The organism is Roseateles sp. DB2, from assembly GCF_051857535.1.
Taxonomy (GTDB): Bacteria; Pseudomonadota; Gammaproteobacteria; order Burkholderiales; family Burkholderiaceae_C; genus Roseateles_B.
Genome location: NZ_JBPZGY010000006.1, coordinates 220,354 through 240,882 on the forward strand (window position 1 = coordinate 220,354; position 20,529 = coordinate 240,882).

Consider the following 20,529-nt stretch of genomic DNA (forward strand, 5'->3'; position numbering starts at 1 on the left):
GTGCCACTGATCCGGCTCCGTCACCAAGGGCTGAACCTGCCTCGATGAACTGTGCATTCGACCGCGATTGCGCGCCAGCGCATTGCGCCCCAGCGGGTGCCGCTGATCCGGCTCCGTCACCAAGGGCTGAACCTGCCTCGATGAACTGTGCATTCGACCGCGATTGCGCGCCAGCGCATTGCGCCCCAGCGGGTGCCGCTGATCCGGCTCCGCCGGTCAGCCGGCGCCGCCCCCCTGGGGGGGCCGGCGAAGCCGGTAGGGGGGGGTTACTTCTTCGGCTTCTCGAACTTCTTGGGCCGGTAGACGTTGCCTTCCCAGAGACCGTCGTCATTGGCCGCCCGCTTGGCGCGCTGGATGGCGCCCAGGGCTTCCTCGCGGGCCATGCGGCGGCGCTCGCGGGTGTTGAAGCGCCACAGCAGGTAGCGCTGCAGCCAACGCCAACTGGCGCGCGGCCAGCGTTCCAGGGCCTGCCGCTGGCGGGCGCCGAGCATCATGTGCGCTGCCATCCACAGCACGCAGAGCAGTCCGAACGCAGCGATGATTTTCTGGAGCGTGACAGCCACGATGGGCCCCCGGGTTGCCATGCGCAAGGGCTGAACCCGGGCGCATCGGTAGGCTGATGGTAGCGCAGCCCCTGTCATCGTGGTTTCGAACAAAACCCGAATTTCCACGCATTCCCGGGCATGTCCAGGCATGCCCGGGCCTTGGGATACCTTCCGCACCGCGCTTGGGGGACCCGATTCCGCCGTCCAGCGCATGGGCGGCACCTGCTGCCACGCAAGCCCGGCGGGTCTTCCTAGAATCCCGCCGCCTCCAGAACCCGGAGGCGTTGAGGAGATCCCCTTGAAAGCCTGGAAACCCGCCTCGGTCGCCTGTGCCATCGCACTGGCCCTCAGTGCCGCTGCGACCAGCCTGCAGACGCAGGCCGCCCCCGCCACCCCGACCGTGGCCGCTCCCTCCCTGAGCCTGGAGCGCCTGTTCCGCGCCCAGCCCTACCGCGGTGAATCGGCGCGCGAGCTCCAGTTCAGCCACAGCGGCCGCTACCTGGCCTATCTGTGGAACCCATTCGGCGAGCCGGGCACCGACCTCTACATCCACGACACCCAGACTGGCAAGACCGTGCGTGTGACCTCGCCGGCCGCCATGGCCGCCTTCGAGGCCCCGGAGGACCTGGCCCGCTTCGCCCGCAAGGCTCAGCAGCGCCAGACCGAATGGAACGAGCGCCAGCAGCGCGAGGAACTGCAGCAGGCCTATCTGCGCGGCGAGAACGTAGACCTGGGCCAGTTCGAGGCCCAGGCCCTGGAGCGGCTGAAGAAGGAACTGGCCGAGAAGAAGGCCAGGGACGAGGCCGAGAAGGCCGCCGAGAAGGCCGAGGCAGAGGCCGAGAAGAAGGCCGCCGAGGCTCTGCTCGCCAAGCGCAGCGGCAAGCCTGTCGCTGAGGCTGCCGTGCCCGCCGCTTCGGCAGCCAGTGCTGTCGGCAAGTCTGCGGAGAAGGACAAGGAAAAGGACAAGGAAAAGGAACTCTGGGAGCTGCGCGACGAGCTGAAGAAGAAGGAAGCCAAGAACAAGCTCAAGCCTGGCGACCTCTACCCCGGCGTGAGCCAGGTGGTCTGGGCCAACCGTGGCGAGGAGCTGATCTTCCAGTACCGCGGCAGCCTGTTCCGATGGCAAGCCACGGACGGCAAGGTCCAGCCCCTGCTGGGCACCCAGCGCTCGCTGCGCATGGTGGCCTACACCCCTGATGACCAGGGTTTCATCTACCAGGACGAGACCCGCGTGCTGCGCAGCCGCTTCAACACGGCCGGCGTGCAGGTGCTCAACCGCGAGCTGATCCATGACGACGACGCCGAGCGCAAGTACCGCATCAGCGATACCCGGCTGAGTGAGAACGGCCGCTGGATGTCCCTTCTGGCCCAGGCGCCGCTGAGCGCTGCCGACGGCAAGGGCCCCGCGCCCAAGCCCGGCCGCATGGTCGAGATCATGGACTACAACACCCGCTTCGCCACCGCCAAGAAGGTCGATCGCGAGGTCTCGGACGACAAGCGCATGGAACAGCCGCTGGCGCTGTACATCCGCAAGGTCGCGGCCGAAGGTGCCGCGCCCACGGCCCAGCCCAAGCCGGTATTCACGAACAAGGGGGGCGACGTCTGGTTCGAGATGAGCCCCGTGGCCTGGGCCCGTGATGGCAGCCACTACGCCTTCGTAACCTTCGAGCGTGAGAAGGAGCTGCTGCGCGTCTATCTGGGCAAGGCCGACGAGAACGCCAAGCCCGAGATGATCCTGGAGCGCCGCGGCGGCGTGCACCACGAGCTGGTCAACGTCATGGCCCCGGACTTCACGCCCGACGGCAAGACCCTGGTCCTGATCCTGGCCGACCACGACTGGCGCCAGCCCTATGCCTATGAGCTCGCCAGCAGGCAGCTCAAGCGCCTCGTGCAGGGCGAGTTCGAGGCGCACCGCGTGCTGGGCTTCACGCCGGACAGCAAGCAGATGTTCGTTGCCAGCAACAAGGACGACCTCGCCGCCATGAACCTCTGGCGCGTGGACCTGGCCAGCGGTCGCATGCAGGCCCTGGGCCAGTCGCCCGACTACCACCGCAATGCCGTGGTCTCCGACGACGGCCGCTGGCTGGCCGCCAACGCCGGGCATTGGTCGCAGCGCCCCGAGCTCAAGCTGATGGCGGGGCTGGGTGAGCCCAAGGCGCCTAAGGTGCTGACGCAGAGCAACGACCCGGCCTTTGACGCCGTGCACGTGCTGCGCCCCGAGCGCTTCAGCTTCAAGAACCGCCATGGCGACGTGCTCAATGCCTATGTCTTCAAGCCCAAGGGCTGGCAGGCCAGCGACCGCCGCCCGGCTGTGGTCTACGTCTACGGCGGCCCGCTGAACGACCGCCACACCATCGAGACCGACAGCTTCCAGCCCACCGGCTACATGTTCGGCATGTACATGGCGGCCAGGCACGGCTACGTGACCGTGTCCATCGACACCCGCGGCCATTCCAACTACGGCCGCCGCTTTGCCGATGCCAACTGGGAGCAGGTGGGCCAGCCCCAGACCGAGGACCTGCTGGACCTGGTGGCCCACATGAAGGCCCACTTCGGCGTGGACGGCCAGCGCATCGGCCTCAACGGCTGGAGCTTCGGCGGCTTCCAGACGCAGTACACGATGTACACCCAGCCCGATGTGTTCGCCGCCGGCATCGCCGGGGCCGGCCCCACGGAATGGGAGAACTACAACAGCTGGTACAGCGGCCGCACCATCGGCAAGGTGGACCGCAGCAAGCCTGTGCTGCGCAAGTACTCGCTGCTGCCCATGGCCCGAGGCCTGCGCAAGCCGCTGATGCTGGTGCACGGCATGATGGACCCGAACGTGCTCTATCAGGACACGGTCAACGTCTACCGGGCCTTGCTGGACTCGGGCAAGGAGTCGCTGGTGGAGCTCTTCCTGGATCCGGACGGTGAGCACGGCATGGGTGGCGTGGTGAAGACCGCCGGCTGGCATCGCAAGTACGAGGCCTTCTGGCTTCAGCACCTGGGGCGCCCGCAGTAAGCGGCGGGGCCTCCATGAAAACAGGGCGACCCGCGGGTCGCCCTGTTTTCATGCATCAGCCAAAGGATCAGCCAAAGGATCAGCCGTGTCCGGCCAGTGCCAGCACGGCATCAGGGATCTCGCGGCTGAGGGCGTCCTTGAGCTGGGGATTGGCCAGCTGTGCCAGGTCTTGCGGGTCCTGCTGGCTCTCGTTCCCGCCCAGCAGGGCAATGGGGGAGAGCAGGGCGCCCTGGGTCTCGTCCTCGAAGCGGGTGGCCCAGTCGTCGGCGGCCAGGTCCACGGCCAGCATGAAGCCTATGCACCAGTCCTCGGCGTCGACCAGGTCGTTGTCGCCGTCCTCGGCCACGCTGAAGATGGGCTCCCACTTGTCGGGCTTGTGGCGCAGCAGTTCGTCCAGCGCGCGCACGTGGCGCAGCACCAGCATCATCACGCGCTTCTTCTGCTTGCCGCTGACGAAGGGGGCGATGCCATCGGCTTCATCGCCGCCCCAGACCTCGGGCAGCCAGGCGGCACCCGGCTGGGCGGCCAGGGGCTGCGGGCTCAGCAGCAGGCCGGTCAGGTAGCCATCCAGCGCTTCGATGTTCATCGCGGCGTCGCTGGGCAGCTTGCTGAGCATGTCGTCAAGGGCCGACAGCTCGTCGTCGCCGAGCGGCAGGTAGTCGGAGGATGGGTTGTAGCTGGGATATTCCATGGGGTGTCTTCAGTCAGGTCTCAGCCGTGGCGGCCGTGCCGGCTCTTGGGTTTCTTGGTGTCCAGCTCGGCAATCTGCGCCTTCAGCAGCGACATCAGCACGCGGGCGTTGGCCTCGGTCATGCTCAGGATGGAACTGGGCTCGATGCCCTCGACATTGGCCTTGGGCGCAACCAATGCGTCCATCTTGAGCATGATCAGGCCATGGGCGTTGCCGGCGGCCTTGAACTTCTGGACTTCGATGGTGTGTGTCTTCATCCTGCGATTCTCCCTCCTCGAAGGGCCGCCGCAGGACGCGGCGGCTGCTAGGCTAGCGAAATGACGCAACACGACCCGCCCCATGGCGCGGCTGCCCCGGGCGGCTGGCGGGCCCGCTGCTACACCATCATCTTCGAGGCGGACACGCACGCCGGCAAGGCCTTTGACGTGGCGCTGGTCGTGGCCGTGCTACTGAGCGTGGCCTTGGTGATCGCCGAGAGCGTGGCGGCATGGCGGCTGCGCTTTGGCGGCGCCTTCGAGGTGGCAGAGTACGTCTTCACCGCGCTCTTCACCGTCGAGTACCTGCTGCGCGTGGCCTGCGTGCCCCAGCCCTGGCGCTATGTGCGCAGCTTCTACGGCATCGTCGATCTGCTGGCCGTGCTGCCCACCTATCTGGCGCTCTTTCTGCCCGAGGCCTACGCCTTGGTGGATGTGAGGGTGCTGCGCCTGCTGCGCATCTTCCGGGTCTTCAAGCTCAGCGCCTATCTTCACGAGTTCCGCAGTCTGGGCAGTGCGCTGCAGGCCAGCGCACGCAAGATCCTGGTCTTTCTTTCGGTGGTGATCATGGCCGTGCTGATCATGGGCACGGTGATGTATGTGGTGGAGGGGCCTGCCAACGGCTTTGTCAACATTCCCACCGCCATGTACTGGGCGGTGACCACCATGACCACGGTGGGCTTTGGCGACATCACGCCCAAGACGGACTTGGGGCGCCTGATCGCCTCGGCCATGATGCTGCTGGGCTGGGGTGTGCTGGCTGTGCCCACCGGCATCGTGACGGCCGAGATGACGGCCCAGCGCCGCAGTGGCACACCTACCACCCGCAGCTGCCCGCAGTGCCTCAGCGAGGGGCACTTGGCCGAGGCGCGCTTCTGCCGCGACTGCGGCGCGCGCCTGCCGCCCTATCAGCGCGACGCGATCTGATCAGCGGCGGCGCAGCCTGGCCGTGCCTTCGACCACCGCCAGCACCAGTGCACCGCAGCCGATGCCCACCAGCACCTCGCCCAGGGTGGCGATCAGCCAGGGCAGCGCCGGCAACGCGGCCATGGACTGCGCAAGGTGCTCAATGGCATGGTGCACTGGCGGCAGACCGTGCACCAGGATGCCGCCGCCCACCATGAACATGGCGGCGGTGCCCACCACGGCCAGGGCCTTCATCAGGCGCGGCGCGGCAGCCAGCAGCAGGCCGCCCATCGTCTGCTTCCAGGGCTCGGCCTTGCGGCTGAGGAAGAGGCCCAGGTCGTCCAGCTTCACGATGGCCCCCACGAGGCCGTAGACGCCCACCGTCATCAGCACTGCGATGCCGCTGAGCACCAGGACCTGCGTGGTCAGCGAAGAGCCGGCGACCAGGCCCAGGGTGATGACGATGATCTCGGCCGAGAGGATGAAGTCGGTGCGGATCGCCCCCTTGATCTTGTCCTGCTCGAAGGCGACCAGGTCCACGGCCGGGTCGCTCAGGGCCTGGACCTGCTGCGCATGCTCGGCCTCATCCTCGGCCTTGTGCAGGAACTTGTGCACCAGCTTCTCGACGCCCTCGAAGCACAGGTAGGCACCGCCCAGCATCAGCAGAGGCAGGACGGCCCAGGGCGCGAAGGCGCTGATGGCCAGCGCGGCGGGCACCAGGATGGCCTTGTTGCGCAGCGAACCTTTGGCCACGGCCCACACCACCGGCAGTTCGCGTTCGGCGCGGATGCCGCTGACCTGCTGGGCATTGAGCGCCAGGTCGTCCCCCAGCACCCCCGTGGTCTTCTGGGCGGCAGCCTTGGAGAGGAGGGCGACGTCGTCCAGCAGGGTGGCGATGTCGTCAAGAAGGGCAAGCAGGGTCGAGGCCATGATGGGCGCGGAGTTGAAACCCCGCTTTGTACCTGATCTCGCATCAGGATCCCGTCAGTGCCCCCTGCGCATGCATTCCGGCATGGGTCAATGACTTGCGGCACACTGCGCCCCATGAACACCCTCGCCACCTTCTTCCGCAGCACGGCGCTGGCCCTGGGCCTGGCCGCCGCCCTGGTCCCGGCACACGCCGACGAGGCGCCTGGCAAGCCCCAGGTCTACAACGAGCAGGCCGATGCCCGTGCCGATCTCAACCAGGCGCTGGCCCAGGCCAACGCCCAGCAGCGCAATGTGCTGGTGGTCTTCGGCGCCAACTGGTGCGGGGACTGCATGGCGCTGGACCGCAAGTTCTCCGGTGGCACCCTGGCCGGCCCTGTGGCCAAGCGCTTCGTGGTGCTCAAGGTCAACGTCGGTCGCTTCGACAAGAACACGGACCTGGCTGCCCAGATGGGCGTGCCGCTGAAGAAGGGCATCCCCGCGGTGGCCGTGCTGGGCCGCGATGGTCAGGTGCTCAGCGCCACCAGCGGCGGCGAGCTGGCAGACGCCCGCAACATGGGCGACGATGCCGTGCTGAAGGTGCTCGACGGGCTCAAGCACTGAGCTTTCCGGGGCCGGCTTGTCCCGCTTCTTGGTGGGGACGCAACACCTGGCCCCATGGCTGAGAGAGTGCTTCCCGGGAAGCGTCCCCTTTCCATGGGGGTCAGGCCTTGCCAGGCACTTGCGTTTTGCGGGCTGCTGGCCTAAGTTGCAGCATGGCCAGACCACTGCGGATCGAATTTGCGGGCGCCGTCTACCACCTCAGCTCCAAGGCTGAGGCGGGCGCGGTGGTGTTCCACGATGACGCTGACCGCCGAGCCCTGCTCGCGGTGATCGCGCAGGCCATGGAGCGCTTCGACGCCCAGGTGCTGGCCTACTGCCTGGAGCCCGATTCCTACGAGCTTCTGCTTTTCACCCGCCAGGCCAATCTCTCGCGCCTGATGCGGCACATCAATGGCGTCTACACACAGGGCAGCCACCGGCGGCATGGCACGGTGGGCCATCTGTTCCAGGGCCGCTTCAAGGCGGTGCTGGTAGACCGTGAAAACCTCCTGCTGGATGCCTGCCGCTTTGTCGAGCTGGGCGGTGTGCGGCGCGGCCTGGCCGCCGCGCCCGCGCAGTGGCCCTGGTCCAGCTATGCGGCCCATGTGGGGCAGGTCGAGGCGCCCGATTGGCTGGACGTGCAGGGCCTGCATGCCTATGTGATGGGACGCCCCCTGCAGGGCGCTGCGGATCGCCGCAAGGCGGCCCAGCGCTATGAGAAACTGGTCGCTGAGGCCAGCGGCCTGGACCTGTGGCGGCATCTGCGCCAGCAGATCTACCTGGGCGATGCCGCCTTCGTCGAGCGCCTGAAGGGTCAGCTCACGGGTACGGCGGGCATGGTGCGCAGGTCGGCCAAGGTCGGCGGCTCGCTCAAGGCCAGACCTTGGCGCGACTGGCTGCATGAAGCTGGCAGCCGCGAAGAGGCGCTGTACCGGGCCCACACCGAGGGCGGTCTGTCCATGACGGGGTTGGCTAAGGAGCTGGGCTTGTCAGTGTCGCGGGTCAGCCGCCTGATCGCCGGGCACGAACGCCAGCGGCATCAGCATTGAGGGCCGTGTCGCATGGCGGGCTGGATCGCCCGCTCTTGCATGCGGGTACCACTCGCCAGCCTCGGGATGCTGCGGACGGCCGCAGGTGGATGATGGCGCCGGATGCGGCTCGCGAATGGCGCTGCTGAGCCTCGCCAATGGGCGTTGCCATTGAAGGTGGGACTGCCATCTCATCGGCTGGGCACACTACAGCTTCGCAACACGACGGTCCCCAAGCAAGCGAGTGCAGCGTTGCCAAGCGCAACGCAGGAGCCGCTCCGTGGTGCCGTCACCGCGATCTCAGGAAACCCTGCCCCCGCTCCAGGGACTGTCCCCTGTCGCTGTGGACAAGTCCGTGCAAAAGCTGGCGGTAGTGCCGCCAAGTGATTGAACGGCAAGGGGAAATGCTGAATTGATGAAAAAAAAGGCACCGGGTCACGGTGCCTTTTTCTGGAGAGGTGCGTTCAGTGCAGGGCGTGAGCGGCGCCCGTCGGGCACGTTGCGCTGACGACGGCCTGTGCCTCGGCCTCTTCCCAGGCTTCCTGGGTCAGTTCGCGGGCGGCGGCAAGCTGGTTGCAGAGCTCGAACACGCCCATGCCGTCGGCATCGCCCACAGCTTCAGCTTGTGGAGCAGCCGCCACTTCGGCCGGCAGATCGGCCAGGGCGCCCAGCAGGTCGAAGAGCAGGTCCAGATTGGGTTCGCCGGGCTCCTGTCGGGCCAATCCCAGGCTGCGGCAGAGGTACCAGCAGGCCTTGGCGGCGTCGTCGCAGCGGGCATGGTAGAGCGCCATGCGCTCTAGCGCCTCGGCTCGCGCCTGCTCGTCCGCCAGGGCTTCGGCTTGGGCGTCCAGCAGGGGATCCAGTCCAGCGAGCAACTGCTTGCGCTCCGCCTCGGCCAGGCCATCGGCATCGCCCAGCTGCGGATCGGTCATCAAAGGCTCAAGATGCGTGTGTGCCATGGGGTACTGCTTTCTTCCACCTGCTGGCAATCGTAGGCAGGCTCGGCGCGTTTGGCGCCCCCTGAAGAGGGGGCCATGGCGCCATCCTAGGCAGGAGGATGAAGTTTGTCACGCAAAGTGTTGCCTGATCAGCGCTTTTTCACAGGCCTCTGCCAGCCGCTGATACTCACCTGTTTGCCGCGCGCCACGCTCAGCTCGCCTTCGGCCACGTCCTTGGTGATGGTCGACCCCCCACCGATGGTGGCTCCGGCACCCAGCTTGACCGGGGCGACCAGCACGCAGTTGGACCCCACATGCACGTCATTGCCGATCTCGGTGCGGTGCTTGTTGGCGCCGTCGTAGTTGGCCGTGATGGCGCCAGCGCCGTAGTTGACCCGCTCGCCGACGGTGGCGTCGCCCAGATAGGCCAGGTGGTTGGCCTTGGCACCGCGTGCCAGGGTGGAGTTCTTGACCTCGACGAAGTTGCCAATGTGCACCTCGGCACCCAGCTGCGCACCGGGCCGCAGGCGGGCGAAGGGGCCGATCAGCGCGCCTTCGCCGACGCTGACGCCAGCGCCCTCGCCGTCGATGTGGGTGAACTCATGGATGCGGGCGCCGGCTGCGATGCTGGCATTGCGGATCACGCAGTTGGCACCGACGCGCACGCCATCGCCTAGCGTCACCAGGCCCTCGAAGACGCAGTTGACGTCAATCTCAACGTCCTGGCCGCAACGCAGCGTGCCGCGTACATCGAAGCGGGCGGGATCGGCCAGGCGTACGCCGGCTTCCATCAGGGCTTCAGCCTGTTGGCGCTGGTAGCGGCGCTCCAGGTCGGCCAATTGCAGCGGACTGTTGACACCCAGGACCTCGGTCTCGTTGGGCGCCTTGACGCCCAGCACCGGCACGCCTTCCGCCACGGCCATGGCGACGATGTCGGTCAGGTAGTACTCACCCTGGGCATTGTTGTTGGACAGGGCCATGACCCATCGCTTCAACAAGGCTGTAGGAGCCGCCATCATGCCGGTGTAGCCCTCGCGGATGAGGCGCTGCTCGGGGCTGGCGTCCTTGTGCTCGACGATGGCCTGCACGGCGCCGTCGGGCTGGCCGCCCGCGCGCACGATGCGGCCGTAGCCGGTGGGATCGGCCAGGTCTATGGTCAGCAGCACCAGGGCGCGGCCGTCGCAGGCCTCGGCCAGACGGCGTGCGGTCTCGGTGCGGATCAGGGGCACGTCACCGTTGAGGATCAGCGTGGTGCCGCTCTCAGGCAGCACGGGCACCGTCTGCTGGATGGCATGGCCGGTGCCCAGTTGCGGCTCCTGGCGCACGAAGGCAGCACCGCTGGCGGCGACGGCCGCTTCCACCTGGCCGGCGCCATGGCCGGTGATGACGATGCGCTGGCCGGCGGCCAGCGGCTCGGTGCAGTCCAGCACATGCTGGAGCAGGGAGCGGCCGGCCAGCTTGTGCAGCACCTTGGGCAGGGCCGACTTCATGCGGGTGCCCTTGCCGGCAGCCATGATGACGATGTTCAGTGCCATGTCGAAATCGCGAGGCGTCTTGGAAAGAAGCCGCGATTATGGCCGTCGGCGCCGGTCGCCCCGGCCCGGGTTCAGGGGGCCTCGCGGCTGACCTGCACGCCCACCCGGTGGGGCTTGGGCTCCGCCTTGGGGAAGTCGCTCATCGCGGCGTCGAAGAGGGCGCCTGGCAGACGGGCATCACCCATGGTCATGCCTTCATTGCTGGCACGCGCCTCGTAAAGCGGTTCGCCGCTGCTGCGATCCCGCAGCAGCAGGGCCACGCCGCGCTCGTAGCGGGGCTCAGTCCACATGGGGCCCAGGCCGCCGCGCCAATAGTGGCCGTAACGCCAGCCGCCATAGCTGCCGTGCCAGCGCCACCAGAGCGGATCGTCCCAGGGCGCGCGGTCATTGGCGTTCACGCTCATGCCGATGGAGACCAGCACGTCGGCGCTCTTGGCGTCGGGAGCAGGCCTGAAGCCGGCCTTGGCCAGGGCGGCTGCGGCCGCGCGCTCCAAGGCAGCCTGGCGCTCGCCTTCCTGCTGTTGCGAAGGCAGGCGATCGAATGCGTAGCTTGCAGGCTTGCGGCTCTCAGGCCAGTGGCCGAAGCTGCTGACGTCCGCGCTGACGACATACGTGCTGCTGCAGGCGCTCAGGCCCAGCAAGGCGCTGGCGGTGAATCCCAACATCCAGTGGCGGCGGTCCATGGTGGCTCCTCTCTCGGCTCAGGCCGAATGGCTTCATTCTAGGGAGCGTGACAGGACTTGGTCTGCCCAGTTTGCAAAGCTTGGTGAAGGGGAGCGGCGGTCGCCCGACGATGGTGCCGCTGCGGGCCTCGCCGCCCACCGCCCGTGCTGAGGAAAACCATGTTGACGATGAGCGTTTCCACTGAAACACTCGCTCGGGTTTTTCTGTTTTGAGTTGAGGAGAGTTCTGATGTTGGTCCGCAAGCCCCTGCTGCGTACGCTGCCCCTGCTGGGCCTGGCCCTGAGCCTGAGCCTGCCCACCCTGGCGGCCGAACCGACGCCCGGCCCGGATGTCGGGCGCGTCCAGGCCGTCCGCGAGAAGCTGCGCACGGACCGCAAGGCCGTGGTGCTGCACAACCTGAAGCTGGACGCAGCCCAGACCGCCAAGTTCAGCGTCGTCTACGAGGCCTATGCCAAGGAAGCTGGCGAGCTGGCCCGCCAGCGCACCCGCATGGTCGTGGAGTCGGTGAACCAAGGCGACAAGCTGACTGGCGCACAGGCCAAACAGGCGTCCAAGGACTCCCTGGCCCTGGCCGAGGCTGAGCTGAAGCTGCTGCGCAAGTACCACCCCAAGATGGTCAAGGCCATCGGCCAGGAAGAGGCCAATCGCTTCCTGGAAGTCGAGACCAAGATCCTGGCGCTGAACCACTACGACATCGCCTGGACCTCGCCGCTGAGCGAGTGAGTCCCGGCGGCCCGCCTGGCGGGCCTGCATGGCAAACGGGCCCCGCGGGGCCCGTTTTTCTTGCCTGAGCCGCCGAGGCGGCCGCACTTATCGCACGATGCTGATGGTCGCCGGCTTGGGCTCGGCGCAGCTCTCGTCTTCGTCGAAGGCGATGTCGCCGTTGGCGTCAGGCACGCCAGTGGCCTTGATGGTCTGGAAGGGGTAGAGGTTCCGGTCCATCATGTGCGAGGTCACGATATTGCCCATGGCCGTGAACATGTTGTCGACGCGGCCCGGGAACTTCCTGTCCCAGTCCTGCAGCATGGCCTTGACCGTGGCGCGCTGCAGGTTCTCCTGGCTGCCGCAGAGGTTGCAGGGAATGATGGGGAACTGGCGGTGCTCGGCCCAGGTGACCAGGTCGCTCTCGCGCACATAGGCCAGGGGGCGGATCACCACGTTCTGGCCATCGTCGCTGACCAGCTTGGGCGGCATGCCCTTCATGCGGCTGCCGAAGAACATGTTGAGCATCAGCGTGGTGACGATGTCGTCCCGGTGATGGCCCAGGGCGATCTTGGTGGCGCCCAGCTCCTTGGCCACGCGGTAGAGGATGCCGCGGCGCAGGCGCGAGCACAGCGAGCAGGTCGTCTTGCCCTCGGGCACCAGCTTCTTGACGATGGAGTACGTGTCTTGGGTCTCGATGTGGAAGTCCACGCCGATGCTGCTGAGGTAGGTGGGCAGCACGTCCGCCGGGAAGCCGGGCTGCTTCTGGTCGAGGTTGACGGCGACGATGTCGAACTTGATCGGCGCGCGCTGCTTCAGGTTGATCAGGATGTCCAGCAGGGCGTAGCTGTCCTTGCCGCCGGACAGGCAGACCATGACCTTGTCGCCGTCCTCGATCATGTTGAAGTCGCCGATGGCCTGGCCCACCAGGCGGTGCAGGCGCTTGGAGAGCTTGTTCATCTCGTGGGCGTGCTTTTTCTCGGCAGCCAGGGTGGCGGCATCAGCGCCGGCCGTGCTGTCGAGTTCCATCGTTTCGTTCGTCATATCTGCCTCGTCAACTCTCGCGCTGCGCGCTCATTCACCACTGCCCACATTCGGCGCTGATGGCCACCTGGCAGTCCTCAAAAATCTCAAGCTTGGTCACCTTGATGCGCACGCCCACCACACCTGCCAGCTTCATCAGCCGCGTGCACAGCTTGCCCAGCAGGGCCTCCAGCAGGTCCGTGTGCTCGGCCGTGCATTCGTCGATGATGATCTGGCGCACGCGGCGGTAGTCCAGCACGTGGCCGATGTCGGCATCGCGTGAGACGATCATCTGTGCGCCCAGGTTCACCTCAGCATCGACCTGAATGGGCTGGGGCCCCTCGCGTTCGAAGTCCAGCACGCCCAGGTTGGCGCCGAAGCGCAGGCCTTGCAGGTGGATGATCTGGCGGTTGTTGCGGCGCAGGGCCAGCGTGGGCTGACCTTCCTTCAGCGGACGCAGAAAGCTCTCGGCGGCCTTGGCGGCCACCACGCCGTCACCCAGGGCGGTCTGTACGCAGGGATGCTGGCGGCCGCTGGCGTCACCGGCGATGAAGAGGCCCAGGGACGCGAAGCGGGGCTCGTCGCGGAAGGGATGCGAGGGCGCGGTGATGCCGGCCCGCTGCAGGGCGTCGCCGATGAGCAGCCAGGCCGAGGGCTCGGCCTCGTAGCCCAGCAGCGCGGCCACCTGGTCGAAGCGCTCCTCGCCATGCTCGCGCGAGCACACGGTGACGCCGTCGGCATCCGGCTGCAGCCCGGTGGGCATGGCGCAGCGCGGGCGCTGCACGATGCAAGGCTGGGCCTGGATGCGGTCCACCAGCATCTGCTGGGCCCGCCAGTCTGAGCGTGACCACAGCGTTACCTGATGGCCGCGTGCCTGCAGGTAGAGGGCGTTCTCGGCCGCGTTGTCTCCGCCGCCCAGCAGCAGGATGTGGCCTGGCGGGAGCGTGTCGCGGCGGGCGGTCAGGTCTACGGCATCGAGAACGCGCTCGTGCGGCCGGCCCGGCGGGAAGAAGAGCTCGGGGCGCAGGGGGCGCAGTCCTGTCGCGAGGATCAGGGTCCGGGCGCTGAGGCCGCTGCCATCGCTGAGCTGCAGGCGCCAGCCTTCGCCGGCTTGCCAGTCGGCATGGTGCAGGCTGCAGTCAAGCAGGACCTCGATGCCGGCCTGCTGCTCGACCTGCCGTGCGTACTGCTGCCCCAGCGTGGCGAGATCCTGACCCGGGCTGCCCAGCACCCAGTCCTGCGCGAACTGCAGGCCCTGGAGCGAGGCGCAGAGCCGGCCCTGGCGCTCGACCAGGGTCACGCGCAGGCCCAGTTGCGCCAGCCAGGACGCCGCCGAGCAGCCTGCCGGGCCACCGCCGAGGATGGCGATGTCGGCATCCAGGCGACGATCGCCGGATGCGGTGGCGCAGGGGCTGACGGAAGTGCTGACGGAAGTGCTGACGGAAGTGCTGAGGGGAGTGCTCATGATGGGCAGCGGGCGCGGCCAAGGCGCCTGCCTTGGCTTCGGCCGAACCCGCGATTATCGCTGCCCCGCCCATTTTTTGAGCAGAGGCCTTTGATCGCAGGGGCCTAGAACGTCACGCTGGCAGCGCCTGGCGCCGCCAGCGCCGGGCCAGACGCCAGCCCAGCAGGGCGGCCAGCAGCAGGCCGTAGATCGCCGGCTCGGCGAAGTTGTGCTTGCCCGCGCGCATCCAGACGAAGTGCAGCAGGGCCAGCAGGGCCAGGCCGTAGACCAGACGGTGCAGGCCTTGCCAGCGGGCCGCACCCAGGGCCTTGATGGCACGGTTGAAGCTCGTGGCGGCCAGGGGCAGCAGGCCCAGCCAGGTCAGGAAGCCCACCAGAATGAAAGGCCTCTTGGCGATGTCATGGGCGATGTCCCCCAGGTCCAGGCCCATGTCCAGCCAGCCATAGGCCAGCAGGTGCAGGCTGGCGTAGAAGGCGGTGAACAGGCCCAGCATGCGCCGGAAGCGGGCCAGGGCCGGCAGGCCCAGGGCCTCGCGCAGGGGCGTGATCGCCAGTGTCAGCCACAGCAGGCGCAGGCTCCAGTCGCCCAGGCCGCGGATCATGGCCTCCGCCGGGTTGGCGCCCAGGCGGTCCTGGACGGCAGCCAGCAGCAGCCAGGCCACCGGGCCCAGCCCGGCGAGGAAGAGCAGGGGCTTGGCGGCGGGGTGCAGCAGGAAGTGTCGTCGCACGGCGGCCGCTCAGAAGAACTTGCGCAGGTCCATGCCGCTGTAGAGCGAGGCCACCTGATCTCCGTAGCCATTGAACATCAGCGTGGGGCGCTTCTTGCTGAACCAGCCGTCCTCGCCGATGCGCCGCTCGCTGGCCTGGCTCCAGCGGGGATGGTCGACCTGCGGGTTGACGTTGGAGAAGAAGCCATATTCCTGCTGCGCTGCCTTGGTCCAGGAGCTGACAGGCTGCTTCTCGACGAAGCGAATGCGCACCAGGGACTTGGCGGATTTGAAGCCGTACTTCCAGGGCACGACAAGCCGGACGGGCGCGCCGTTCTGCCTGGGCAGCAGCTCGCCGTACATGCCGAAGCTCAGCAGGGTCAGCGGATGCATGGCCTCGTCGAGGCGCAGGCCTTCGACATAGGGCCAGTCCAGCACGCCGGAGCGCAGGCCCGGCATCTGCGACTTGTCGGCAAGGCTCACGAACTCGACGTACCTGGCCTTGGACGTGGGTTCCAGCTTGCGGATCAGGTCCCCCAGCGAATAGCCGATCCAGGGAATCACCATGCTCCAGCCCTCGACGCAGCGCAGTCGGTAGAGGCGCTCCTCCATGGGGGCGAAGCGCATCAGGTCCTCGATGTCGTAGAGGCCGGCCTTGCCCACCTCGCCCTCGATGCTGACGGTCCAGGGCCGGGTCTTGAGCGTGTGCGCCAACTGGGCGGGCTCGGCCTTGTCGGTGCCGAACTCGTAGAAGTTGTTGTAGCGGGTGGCGTCCTCGTAGCGGGTGGGCTTGTCCATCACCTGCGCACCGGGCAGTCTGCTCTTCACGGCGGCCAGCCGTGCCTTGTCGGCGGACTGGGCCAGGGCTTCGCGGGAGGCCCAACTGGCCAGGGCCGCGCCGGCCACGCCGGAGGCCATCAGGCGCAGCCACTCGCGCCGGCCCTCGTAAAGGGCCTGGGGCGTGACTTCGGAGAGCAGCGAGCGGCCATGGCCGCGGTCGGGGAGGAAATGCATGGCAGCGCGTCCTGTTGAATCGGTGACGAGGATTCGTCGTCACACGAGCGAAAAGCTTACGCTGCGCCGCAATGCCCGCGTGCGGACTCGGCTTTGCCCTGCACTCAGTGCCTGCTGGCGCTCTCCTGCCAATGAGCCGGGCAGGCCACGCCGCGCAGCAGTCTCTGGTACTCGCCACTGGCCTGCAACTGCTTCAGGCCACGGTTGAAGTCTTCCAGCAGCTGGGCACTGCGGGCCTTGCCCTTGGGGAAGATCACATGGGTGGTGAAGCTGTCCGTGAGCAAGCGCGGGTGGTAGTCGATCTGCCGCGCTTCCTCCGTGCTGAAATGGCTCAGCAACAGGTAGCAGGCCGTGCCGCGCTCCATGGGCAGGGCATCCAGGCGGCCCAGCAAGAGCTTGCGCAGTCCAGCGAGGTCGTCCGGCGTGCCGTCGGTCTTGAGTTCACCCTTGCGGACCAGGCGCCAGAACTCCGGCGTGTAGGTGTAGCCCTTGATCACGCCCAGGGTGTAGGGCTCGAGATCCGTGAGCGAGCGCCAGGTCAGTGGCTTGTCTCTGCGATGAACGAAGACCCACTGCTCGCTCATCACATTGTTGCTGAGCAGGAAATCGCGACGCCGCTCCTCGTTGGCACCCCAATAGGCCGAGGCATCCCAGAGCCCGGCCCGCGTCTCGTTCTGGGCGCGCTGCCAGGGCATGAACTGGTAGCGCACCTCGTGCCCGGCCAGGGCAAAGGCCCGGCGCACGATCTGCAGCGCCGTACCGGAGTCGGGGGCGTCTGCCGTGGCATAGGGTGGAAGCTCCCCGGTGGCGATGCGCACGGTGTCCGCAGGAACCGCCGAAGTGGCCAGGGCGGACGCCAGGCCCGAGAGGATCCGCAGAGGCCTGCTGCGCCGGCTCACAGGGTGCCGTAGGAGTGCAGTCCACTCAGGAACATATTGACCCCCAGGAAGGCGAAGGTCGTGACAAGCAGGCCGCCCAGGGCCCACCAGGCAGAGACGGCTCCACGCAAGCCCTTCATCAGGCGCATGTGCAGCCAGGCGGCGTAGTTGAGCCAGACGATCAGGGCCCAGGTCTCCTTGGGGTCCCAGCTCCAGTAGCCTCCCCAGGCCTCGGCGGCCCAGAAGGCGCCCAGGATGGTGGCGATGGTGAAGAAGGCAAAGCCCAGGGCGATGGCCTTGTACATCAGGTCATCCAGCGTCTGCAGCGGTGGCAGGCGGGCGGTCAGGGGCTCTCGCAGCAGCACACAGACCACGAGGAAGGCCAGCACGCCGCCCATCTTGCGGATCCAGCCGTCCAGCCCGGCCAGGGTCTCGGGCTGCAGCTCCATGCTGACGCGGGCCAGCACCAGCAGGCCCACCAGCACAGCGGGCATGGCGATCAGGCCGATCTGCAGGGCCCGCGGTGTGGCCGTCTTGAGCAGGTAGGCCAGGGCCACCATGGCAGCCAGCGCGAAAGTGCCGTAGCCGACGAAATTGGCCGGCACGTGGATCTTCATCCACCAGCTCTGCAGGGCCGGCACCAGGGGCTGGATCTCATGGGCCTCGCGGGCCACGGTGTACCAGAGCAGGAAGCTCACGGCCAGGCTCACCACCAGCATCACGTAGGCCCCCAGCGCGCGGGTGAGCAAGCGGTCCTCGTAGTAGAGGTAGAACAAAGCCGTCATCCAGGCAAAGAGGACGAAGACTTCATAGAGGTTGCTGACCGGGATGTGGCCGATGTCGGGCCCGATCTGGTGGCTTTCGAACCAGCGCACCATGGTGCCCAGCAGGGCCATGAAGACACCGCCCCAGGCCAGCTTGGAGCCGATCAGCTCGGCCGTGCCGCTGCCCCGGCGGAAGAAGCCCAGCCAGTAGAACAGCGTGCTGAGGAAGAAGAGCAGGCTCATCCACAGGATGGCGCTCTGGCTCGCCAGCATGTACTTGAGCAGGAACACCTGGTCCACGGCGCTCAGGTCGACACCAAAATCGTCGAGCTTGCGCTGGTAGAGGCCGATGGCCAGCAGGCTGAATCCGCCCACCAGCACGCTGAGCAGGCGCAGGGGGCGCCAGAACCAGCCCAGCAGCACCAGGGCAGGCACTGCGAAGGCCAGGATGCCCTTCTCGTAGCCGTCCATGGAGGCGCCGTAGCGGCTGAAGGCAAAGCCGCCACCCAGCATGATGAGGGCGGCAAAGGCCCAGTCCAGAGGCGAGCGCTGCGCCAGCCAGCCGCGGCGACCGACGATGAGAGGAGCGGTGGTGGTGTTCATGCGGTGTCCTTCAGCAGCTCGGACTTGAGGCGATCGAATTCCGTGGCGGTGTCCGGCGACTCGCGCGTGGACGACAGGGCCATGCGCACGCGGGTCTGCTCGCCCTGGCCGGGCGCGGCCTCGAGCCAGATCCACAGGCGGCGCTCCTTGATGTAGAGCATGGCAAAGACGCCGATGATCAGCAGGATCGCCCCCAGGTAGACCAGGGTCTTGCCCGGCGCGCGGGCGACCTGGAAGCCGCTGGCCTGCACCAGCTCGAAGTCCTCCAGCTGCAGCAGCACCGGAGCCGGGTAGAAGACGGCATCCGACAGCGACAGCACGGCCTGTGTCATGAAGGCCTGAGTGGCGGTGTCATTGACGGGCGGCGGCAGCTGGGCCTGCTCACGGCTGATCTTGTGCAGCTCGTAGAGGCTGCCGTTGAGAATGCGCAACAGCACCTCGGACACGCGCGAGCGCTCGGCCTCGGGCACCTCGCGGTCCACGAACTGCGAGAGCGCCATCAAGCCGCCCCAGCCGTTGGCGGGCTTCTTGTCTTCGGGGCGCACCATCTCGGCGCCGGCGAAGAGGCCCAGGGCACGGCGTGCGGTCGCGGTCAGCTGGGGCAGCATCTGGGGCTTGTCGGTGGGCGTGGCGGCCTCGGCATAGGCCTTGGCAGCGCGATCGCGCAACTCGGGCTTCTGCAGGGCCTGGCGCAGGCGCAGCCAGCTGTCCAGGGTGCCGTTCTCGTCGGCGGGGGCGCGCAGGTAGCGGAAGCCTTCGTTGACGGACTCGCGCATGCCCAGCAGGAAGACGCGCTGGCCGTCCAGCAGTACGGGGGCCATGTAGTTGTTGAACTCGCGGCGCTGGCCGCTGGCGTCCACCAGCTTGTAGCTGAAGGAGGGGCCGATGTTCTGCAGGGACTTCTCGGTCCGGGTCTTGGCCCCGCTGCCCAGGTGGCCTTGCAGCGAGTCGACCAGGTCGACCTTGCGCACGTCCGCCCCGCTCTCGGCGTTGGGGGCTCCGGCATTGCCGCCCATGTTCTCGACGTTGATCACCCGCAGGCCGCTGAACTCGATGCCCAGGCGCTGCTCACCTTGTTGCAGCTCGGTGTTGCTGCCCACGCGGCCCTGCAGCGCGAAAGGCTCGCTGCCGTTGAGCGGCACGGCGCGCAGCTTCAGCAGGGAGCCGCCGTCGCTGAAATCGCTCTGGTAGATGGCGACGCCGTCGTGGATCAGGGGCTCGTTGACCTTGATGGTGGCTGCGGTGGTCTTGCCGTCACGGTCGTGGATCAGCACATCGCTCGCGAAGAGCTTGGGCATGCCGGTGTTGTAGTACTCGACCTTGAACTTCTTGAGCTCCACATCGAAGGGCAGGGGCTGCAGCAGCACGCCGTCGGTCATGCTCAGCACGGCCGTGCCGTTGCGCGAGCCCTCGGTGACGGTGAGCGTGCCGCGGAAGCTGGGGTTGCGGTCGGAGAGGCGGTGCTCGGCCGGCACCTCGCTGATGAAGCCGCCGCCTTGGTAGACGCTCTTGCCCTGGGCCCACATGAGGGCCTTGACCAGCAGATCGCCGTCGAAGAGGCCACCCAGGCAGATCAGCACGATGGCAGAGTGTGCGGCCAGGTACCCGATCTTGTTGGCTGCGCCCTTGCGTGCCGCGACCATGATGCCGGTGGTGCGCACCTGGGCTCGGGCCTTCCAGCCGCCTTCGTCCAGCCATTGCGAGACCTGCTGCAGCGAGGCTTCCAGCGGCAGCGGCAACTGCCCCAGCGCTTTGTGCTTGTGCGCCTGCAGGGATTGCTCGCGGACCTGCTCCTTGTAGCTTTTGAGGTCCGTCAGGATCTTGGGCGTGTTGCGCGCGATGCACAGGGTGGTCGAGACCACCAGGAAGCCCAGGATCAGCAGGAACCACCAAGCGCTGTAGACCGTGTAGAGGTCCACCTTGCCGAAGACCTCGGACCAGAAGGGGCCGAACTGGTTGACGTAGTTGTTGAGCGGTTCACGCTGCCGCACCACCGTGCCGATCACCGAGGCGATGCAGATCACCGTCAGCAGCGCGATGGCGAAGCGCATCGAGGACAGCAGCTCGATGAATTCGCGGCCGGCGCCTGGACCCTGTGGGCGTGCCGGCGGCGAGGCCTCGGGGGTGGTGGGGCTGAAGGATTCGCTGAAAGAGTCGCTCATGGGCCGGATTGTCGTCGCAGGCGCTGGCAAAGACGGGGACCCAGAAAAAAGGCCGGCGCCAAAGCGCCGGCCTCTTGCCATGGATCAATTCGGGCGCTACGGCCCGGGCCGGCTGCGG

19 protein-coding genes and 1 pseudogene are annotated in these 20,529 nt (G+C 67.4%); 5 read left to right on the forward strand and 15 right to left on the reverse strand.

Annotation, left to right across the window (positions count from 1 at the left end; all coding sequences use genetic code 11):
* Nucleotides 1-266 precede the first annotated feature (266 nt).
* On the reverse strand, nucleotides 267-584 hold the full coding sequence (locus tag ACS5PK_RS12335) for a hypothetical protein (RefSeq protein WP_439440540.1): 318 nt from the start codon (nucleotides 582-584) through the stop codon (nucleotides 267-269).
* Nucleotides 585-843: 259 nt separating this feature from the next.
* On the opposite strand from ACS5PK_RS12335, the gene ACS5PK_RS12340 reads away from it, so the two are divergent.
* On the forward strand, nucleotides 844-3,549 hold the full coding sequence (locus ACS5PK_RS12340) for a S9 family peptidase (protein ID WP_439440541.1): 2,706 nt from the start codon (nucleotides 844-846) through the stop codon (nucleotides 3,547-3,549).
* Nucleotides 3,550-3,628: 79 nt separating this feature from the next.
* Here ACS5PK_RS12340 and ACS5PK_RS12345 read toward each other — a convergent pair whose 3' ends face one another.
* A complete protein-coding gene (locus tag ACS5PK_RS12345) occupies nucleotides 3,629-4,240 on the reverse strand; it encodes a UPF0149 family protein (RefSeq protein WP_439440542.1) in 612 nt (203 codons plus the stop codon).
* 20 nt (nucleotides 4,241-4,260) lie between these two features.
* A complete protein-coding gene (locus ACS5PK_RS12350; protein ID WP_439440543.1) occupies nucleotides 4,261-4,497 on the reverse strand; it encodes a hypothetical protein in 237 nt (78 codons plus the stop codon).
* Nucleotides 4,498-4,557: 60 nt separating this feature from the next.
* Between ACS5PK_RS12350 and ACS5PK_RS12355 the strand changes: the two genes are divergently transcribed.
* A complete protein-coding gene (locus ACS5PK_RS12355; RefSeq protein ID WP_439440544.1) occupies nucleotides 4,558-5,421 on the forward strand; it encodes an ion transporter in 864 nt (287 codons plus the stop codon).
* Here ACS5PK_RS12355 and ACS5PK_RS12360 read toward each other — a convergent pair whose 3' ends face one another.
* Nucleotides 5,422-6,330 (reverse strand): DUF808 domain-containing protein, encoded by a 909-nt coding sequence (locus tag ACS5PK_RS12360; protein WP_439440545.1) that lies wholly within the window; start codon nucleotides 6,328-6,330, stop codon nucleotides 5,422-5,424.
* A 114-nt stretch (nucleotides 6,331-6,444) separates the two neighbouring features.
* Between ACS5PK_RS12360 and ACS5PK_RS12365 the strand changes: the two genes are divergently transcribed.
* Complete coding sequence (locus ACS5PK_RS12365) at nucleotides 6,445-6,930, forward strand: thioredoxin family protein (RefSeq protein ID WP_439440546.1); 486 nt, start codon at nucleotides 6,445-6,447, stop codon at nucleotides 6,928-6,930.
* Between the two features lie 152 nt (nucleotides 6,931-7,082).
* The gene (locus ACS5PK_RS12370) at nucleotides 7,083-7,958 is read left to right on the forward strand and encodes a transposase (protein WP_439440547.1); all 876 of its coding nucleotides are present in this window, start codon (nucleotides 7,083-7,085) and stop codon (nucleotides 7,956-7,958) included.
* 443 nt (nucleotides 7,959-8,401) lie between these two features.
* On the opposite strand, the gene ACS5PK_RS12375 is transcribed toward ACS5PK_RS12370, so the two are convergent.
* The 3 genes from ACS5PK_RS12375 to ACS5PK_RS12385 form a co-directional block, all read right to left on the reverse strand.
* Nucleotides 8,402-8,896: a hypothetical protein gene (locus ACS5PK_RS12375; RefSeq protein WP_439440548.1), complete on the reverse strand. Its 495-nt coding sequence runs from the start codon at nucleotides 8,894-8,896 to the stop codon at nucleotides 8,402-8,404.
* Between the two features lie 128 nt (nucleotides 8,897-9,024).
* The gene (glmU, locus tag ACS5PK_RS12380) at nucleotides 9,025-10,410 is read right to left on the reverse strand and encodes a bifunctional UDP-N-acetylglucosamine diphosphorylase/glucosamine-1-phosphate N-acetyltransferase GlmU (RefSeq protein WP_439440549.1); all 1,386 of its coding nucleotides are present in this window, start codon (nucleotides 10,408-10,410) and stop codon (nucleotides 9,025-9,027) included.
* A gap of 71 nt (nucleotides 10,411-10,481) precedes the next feature.
* Nucleotides 10,482-11,093: a DUF4136 domain-containing protein gene (locus tag ACS5PK_RS12385; RefSeq protein ID WP_439440550.1), complete on the reverse strand. Its 612-nt coding sequence runs from the start codon at nucleotides 11,091-11,093 to the stop codon at nucleotides 10,482-10,484.
* 229 nt (nucleotides 11,094-11,322) lie between these two features.
* Here ACS5PK_RS12385 and ACS5PK_RS12390 point away from each other — a divergent pair, with 229 nt between their 5' ends.
* Nucleotides 11,323-11,817, forward strand: coding sequence for a hypothetical protein (locus ACS5PK_RS12390; RefSeq protein WP_439440551.1), 495 nt, complete (start codon nucleotides 11,323-11,325; stop codon nucleotides 11,815-11,817).
* 87 nt (nucleotides 11,818-11,904) lie between these two features.
* On the opposite strand, the gene ttcA is transcribed toward ACS5PK_RS12390, so the two are convergent.
* The 8 genes and pseudogenes from ttcA to ACS5PK_RS12430 form a co-directional block, all read right to left on the reverse strand.
* Nucleotides 11,905-12,825 carry a tRNA 2-thiocytidine(32) synthetase TtcA gene (ttcA, locus tag ACS5PK_RS12395; RefSeq protein WP_439440579.1) on the reverse strand — a complete coding sequence of 307 codons (921 nt, stop codon included), beginning with the start codon at nucleotides 12,823-12,825 and terminating at the stop codon, nucleotides 11,905-11,907.
* 49 nt (nucleotides 12,826-12,874) lie between these two features.
* Nucleotides 12,875-13,243: a dihydroneopterin aldolase gene (locus tag ACS5PK_RS12400; protein WP_269630547.1), complete on the reverse strand. Its 369-nt coding sequence runs from the start codon at nucleotides 13,241-13,243 to the stop codon at nucleotides 12,875-12,877.
* Nucleotides 13,244-13,627: 384 nt separating this feature from the next.
* Nucleotides 13,628-14,284: pseudogene (locus tag ACS5PK_RS12405) on the reverse strand (NAD(P)/FAD-dependent oxidoreductase); the annotation flags it as partial.
* A gap of 112 nt (nucleotides 14,285-14,396) precedes the next feature.
* Entirely contained in the window at nucleotides 14,397-15,011 is a 615-nt protein-coding gene (locus tag ACS5PK_RS12410; protein WP_439440552.1) for a sulfite oxidase heme-binding subunit YedZ, read from the reverse strand.
* 9 nt (nucleotides 15,012-15,020) lie between these two features.
* On the reverse strand, nucleotides 15,021-16,004 hold the full coding sequence (msrP, locus tag ACS5PK_RS12415) for a protein-methionine-sulfoxide reductase catalytic subunit MsrP (protein ID WP_439440553.1): 984 nt from the start codon (nucleotides 16,002-16,004) through the stop codon (nucleotides 15,021-15,023).
* Between the two features lie 104 nt (nucleotides 16,005-16,108).
* The gene (locus tag ACS5PK_RS12420; RefSeq protein WP_439440554.1) at nucleotides 16,109-16,822 is read right to left on the reverse strand and encodes a substrate-binding periplasmic protein; all 714 of its coding nucleotides are present in this window, start codon (nucleotides 16,820-16,822) and stop codon (nucleotides 16,109-16,111) included.
* A 77-nt stretch (nucleotides 16,823-16,899) separates the two neighbouring features.
* On the reverse strand, nucleotides 16,900-18,249 hold the full coding sequence (gene ccsB / locus ACS5PK_RS12425; RefSeq protein ID WP_439440555.1) for a c-type cytochrome biogenesis protein CcsB: 1,350 nt from the start codon (nucleotides 18,247-18,249) through the stop codon (nucleotides 16,900-16,902).
* On the reverse strand, nucleotides 18,246-20,300 hold the full coding sequence (locus ACS5PK_RS12430) for a cytochrome c biogenesis protein ResB (RefSeq protein WP_439440580.1): 2,055 nt from the start codon (nucleotides 20,298-20,300) through the stop codon (nucleotides 18,246-18,248). Before ACS5PK_RS12430 ends, ccsB begins: the two co-directional genes overlap by 4 nt.
* Nucleotides 20,301-20,529 lie beyond the last annotated feature (229 nt).

Coding starts and splice junctions, on each gene's coding strand:
- ACS5PK_RS12335 (WP_439440540.1), bottom strand. CDS start 584: ATGGCAACCCGGGGGCCCATCGTGGCTGTCACGCTCCAGAAAATCATC.
- ACS5PK_RS12345 (WP_439440542.1), bottom strand. CDS start 4,240: ATGGAATATCCCAGCTACAACCCATCCTCCGACTACCTGCCGCTCGGC.
- ACS5PK_RS12350 (WP_439440543.1), bottom strand. CDS start 4,497: ATGAAGACACACACCATCGAAGTCCAGAAGTTCAAGGCCGCCGGCAAC.
- ACS5PK_RS12355 (WP_439440544.1), top strand. CDS start 4,558: ATGACGCAACACGACCCGCCCCATGGCGCGGCTGCCCCGGGCGGCTGG.
- ACS5PK_RS12360 (WP_439440545.1), bottom strand. CDS start 6,330: ATGGCCTCGACCCTGCTTGCCCTTCTTGACGACATCGCCACCCTGCTG.
- ACS5PK_RS12365 (WP_439440546.1), top strand. CDS start 6,445: ATGAACACCCTCGCCACCTTCTTCCGCAGCACGGCGCTGGCCCTGGGC.
- ACS5PK_RS12370 (WP_439440547.1), top strand. CDS start 7,083: ATGGCCAGACCACTGCGGATCGAATTTGCGGGCGCCGTCTACCACCTC.
- ACS5PK_RS12375 (WP_439440548.1), bottom strand. CDS start 8,896: ATGGCACACACGCATCTTGAGCCTTTGATGACCGATCCGCAGCTGGGC.
- glmU (WP_439440549.1), bottom strand. CDS start 10,410: ATGGCACTGAACATCGTCATCATGGCTGCCGGCAAGGGCACCCGCATG.
- ACS5PK_RS12385 (WP_439440550.1), bottom strand. CDS start 11,093: ATGGACCGCCGCCACTGGATGTTGGGATTCACCGCCAGCGCCTTGCTG.
- ACS5PK_RS12390 (WP_439440551.1), top strand. CDS start 11,323: ATGTTGGTCCGCAAGCCCCTGCTGCGTACGCTGCCCCTGCTGGGCCTG.
- ttcA (WP_439440579.1), bottom strand. CDS start 12,825: ATGGAACTCGACAGCACGGCCGGCGCTGATGCCGCCACCCTGGCTGCC.
- msrP (WP_439440553.1), bottom strand. CDS start 16,004: ATGCATTTCCTCCCCGACCGCGGCCATGGCCGCTCGCTGCTCTCCGAA.
- ccsB (WP_439440555.1), bottom strand. CDS start 18,249: ATGAACACCACCACCGCTCCTCTCATCGTCGGTCGCCGCGGCTGGCTG.
- ACS5PK_RS12430 (WP_439440580.1), bottom strand. CDS start 20,300: ATGCGCTTCGCCATCGCGCTGCTGACGGTGATCTGCATCGCCTCGGTG.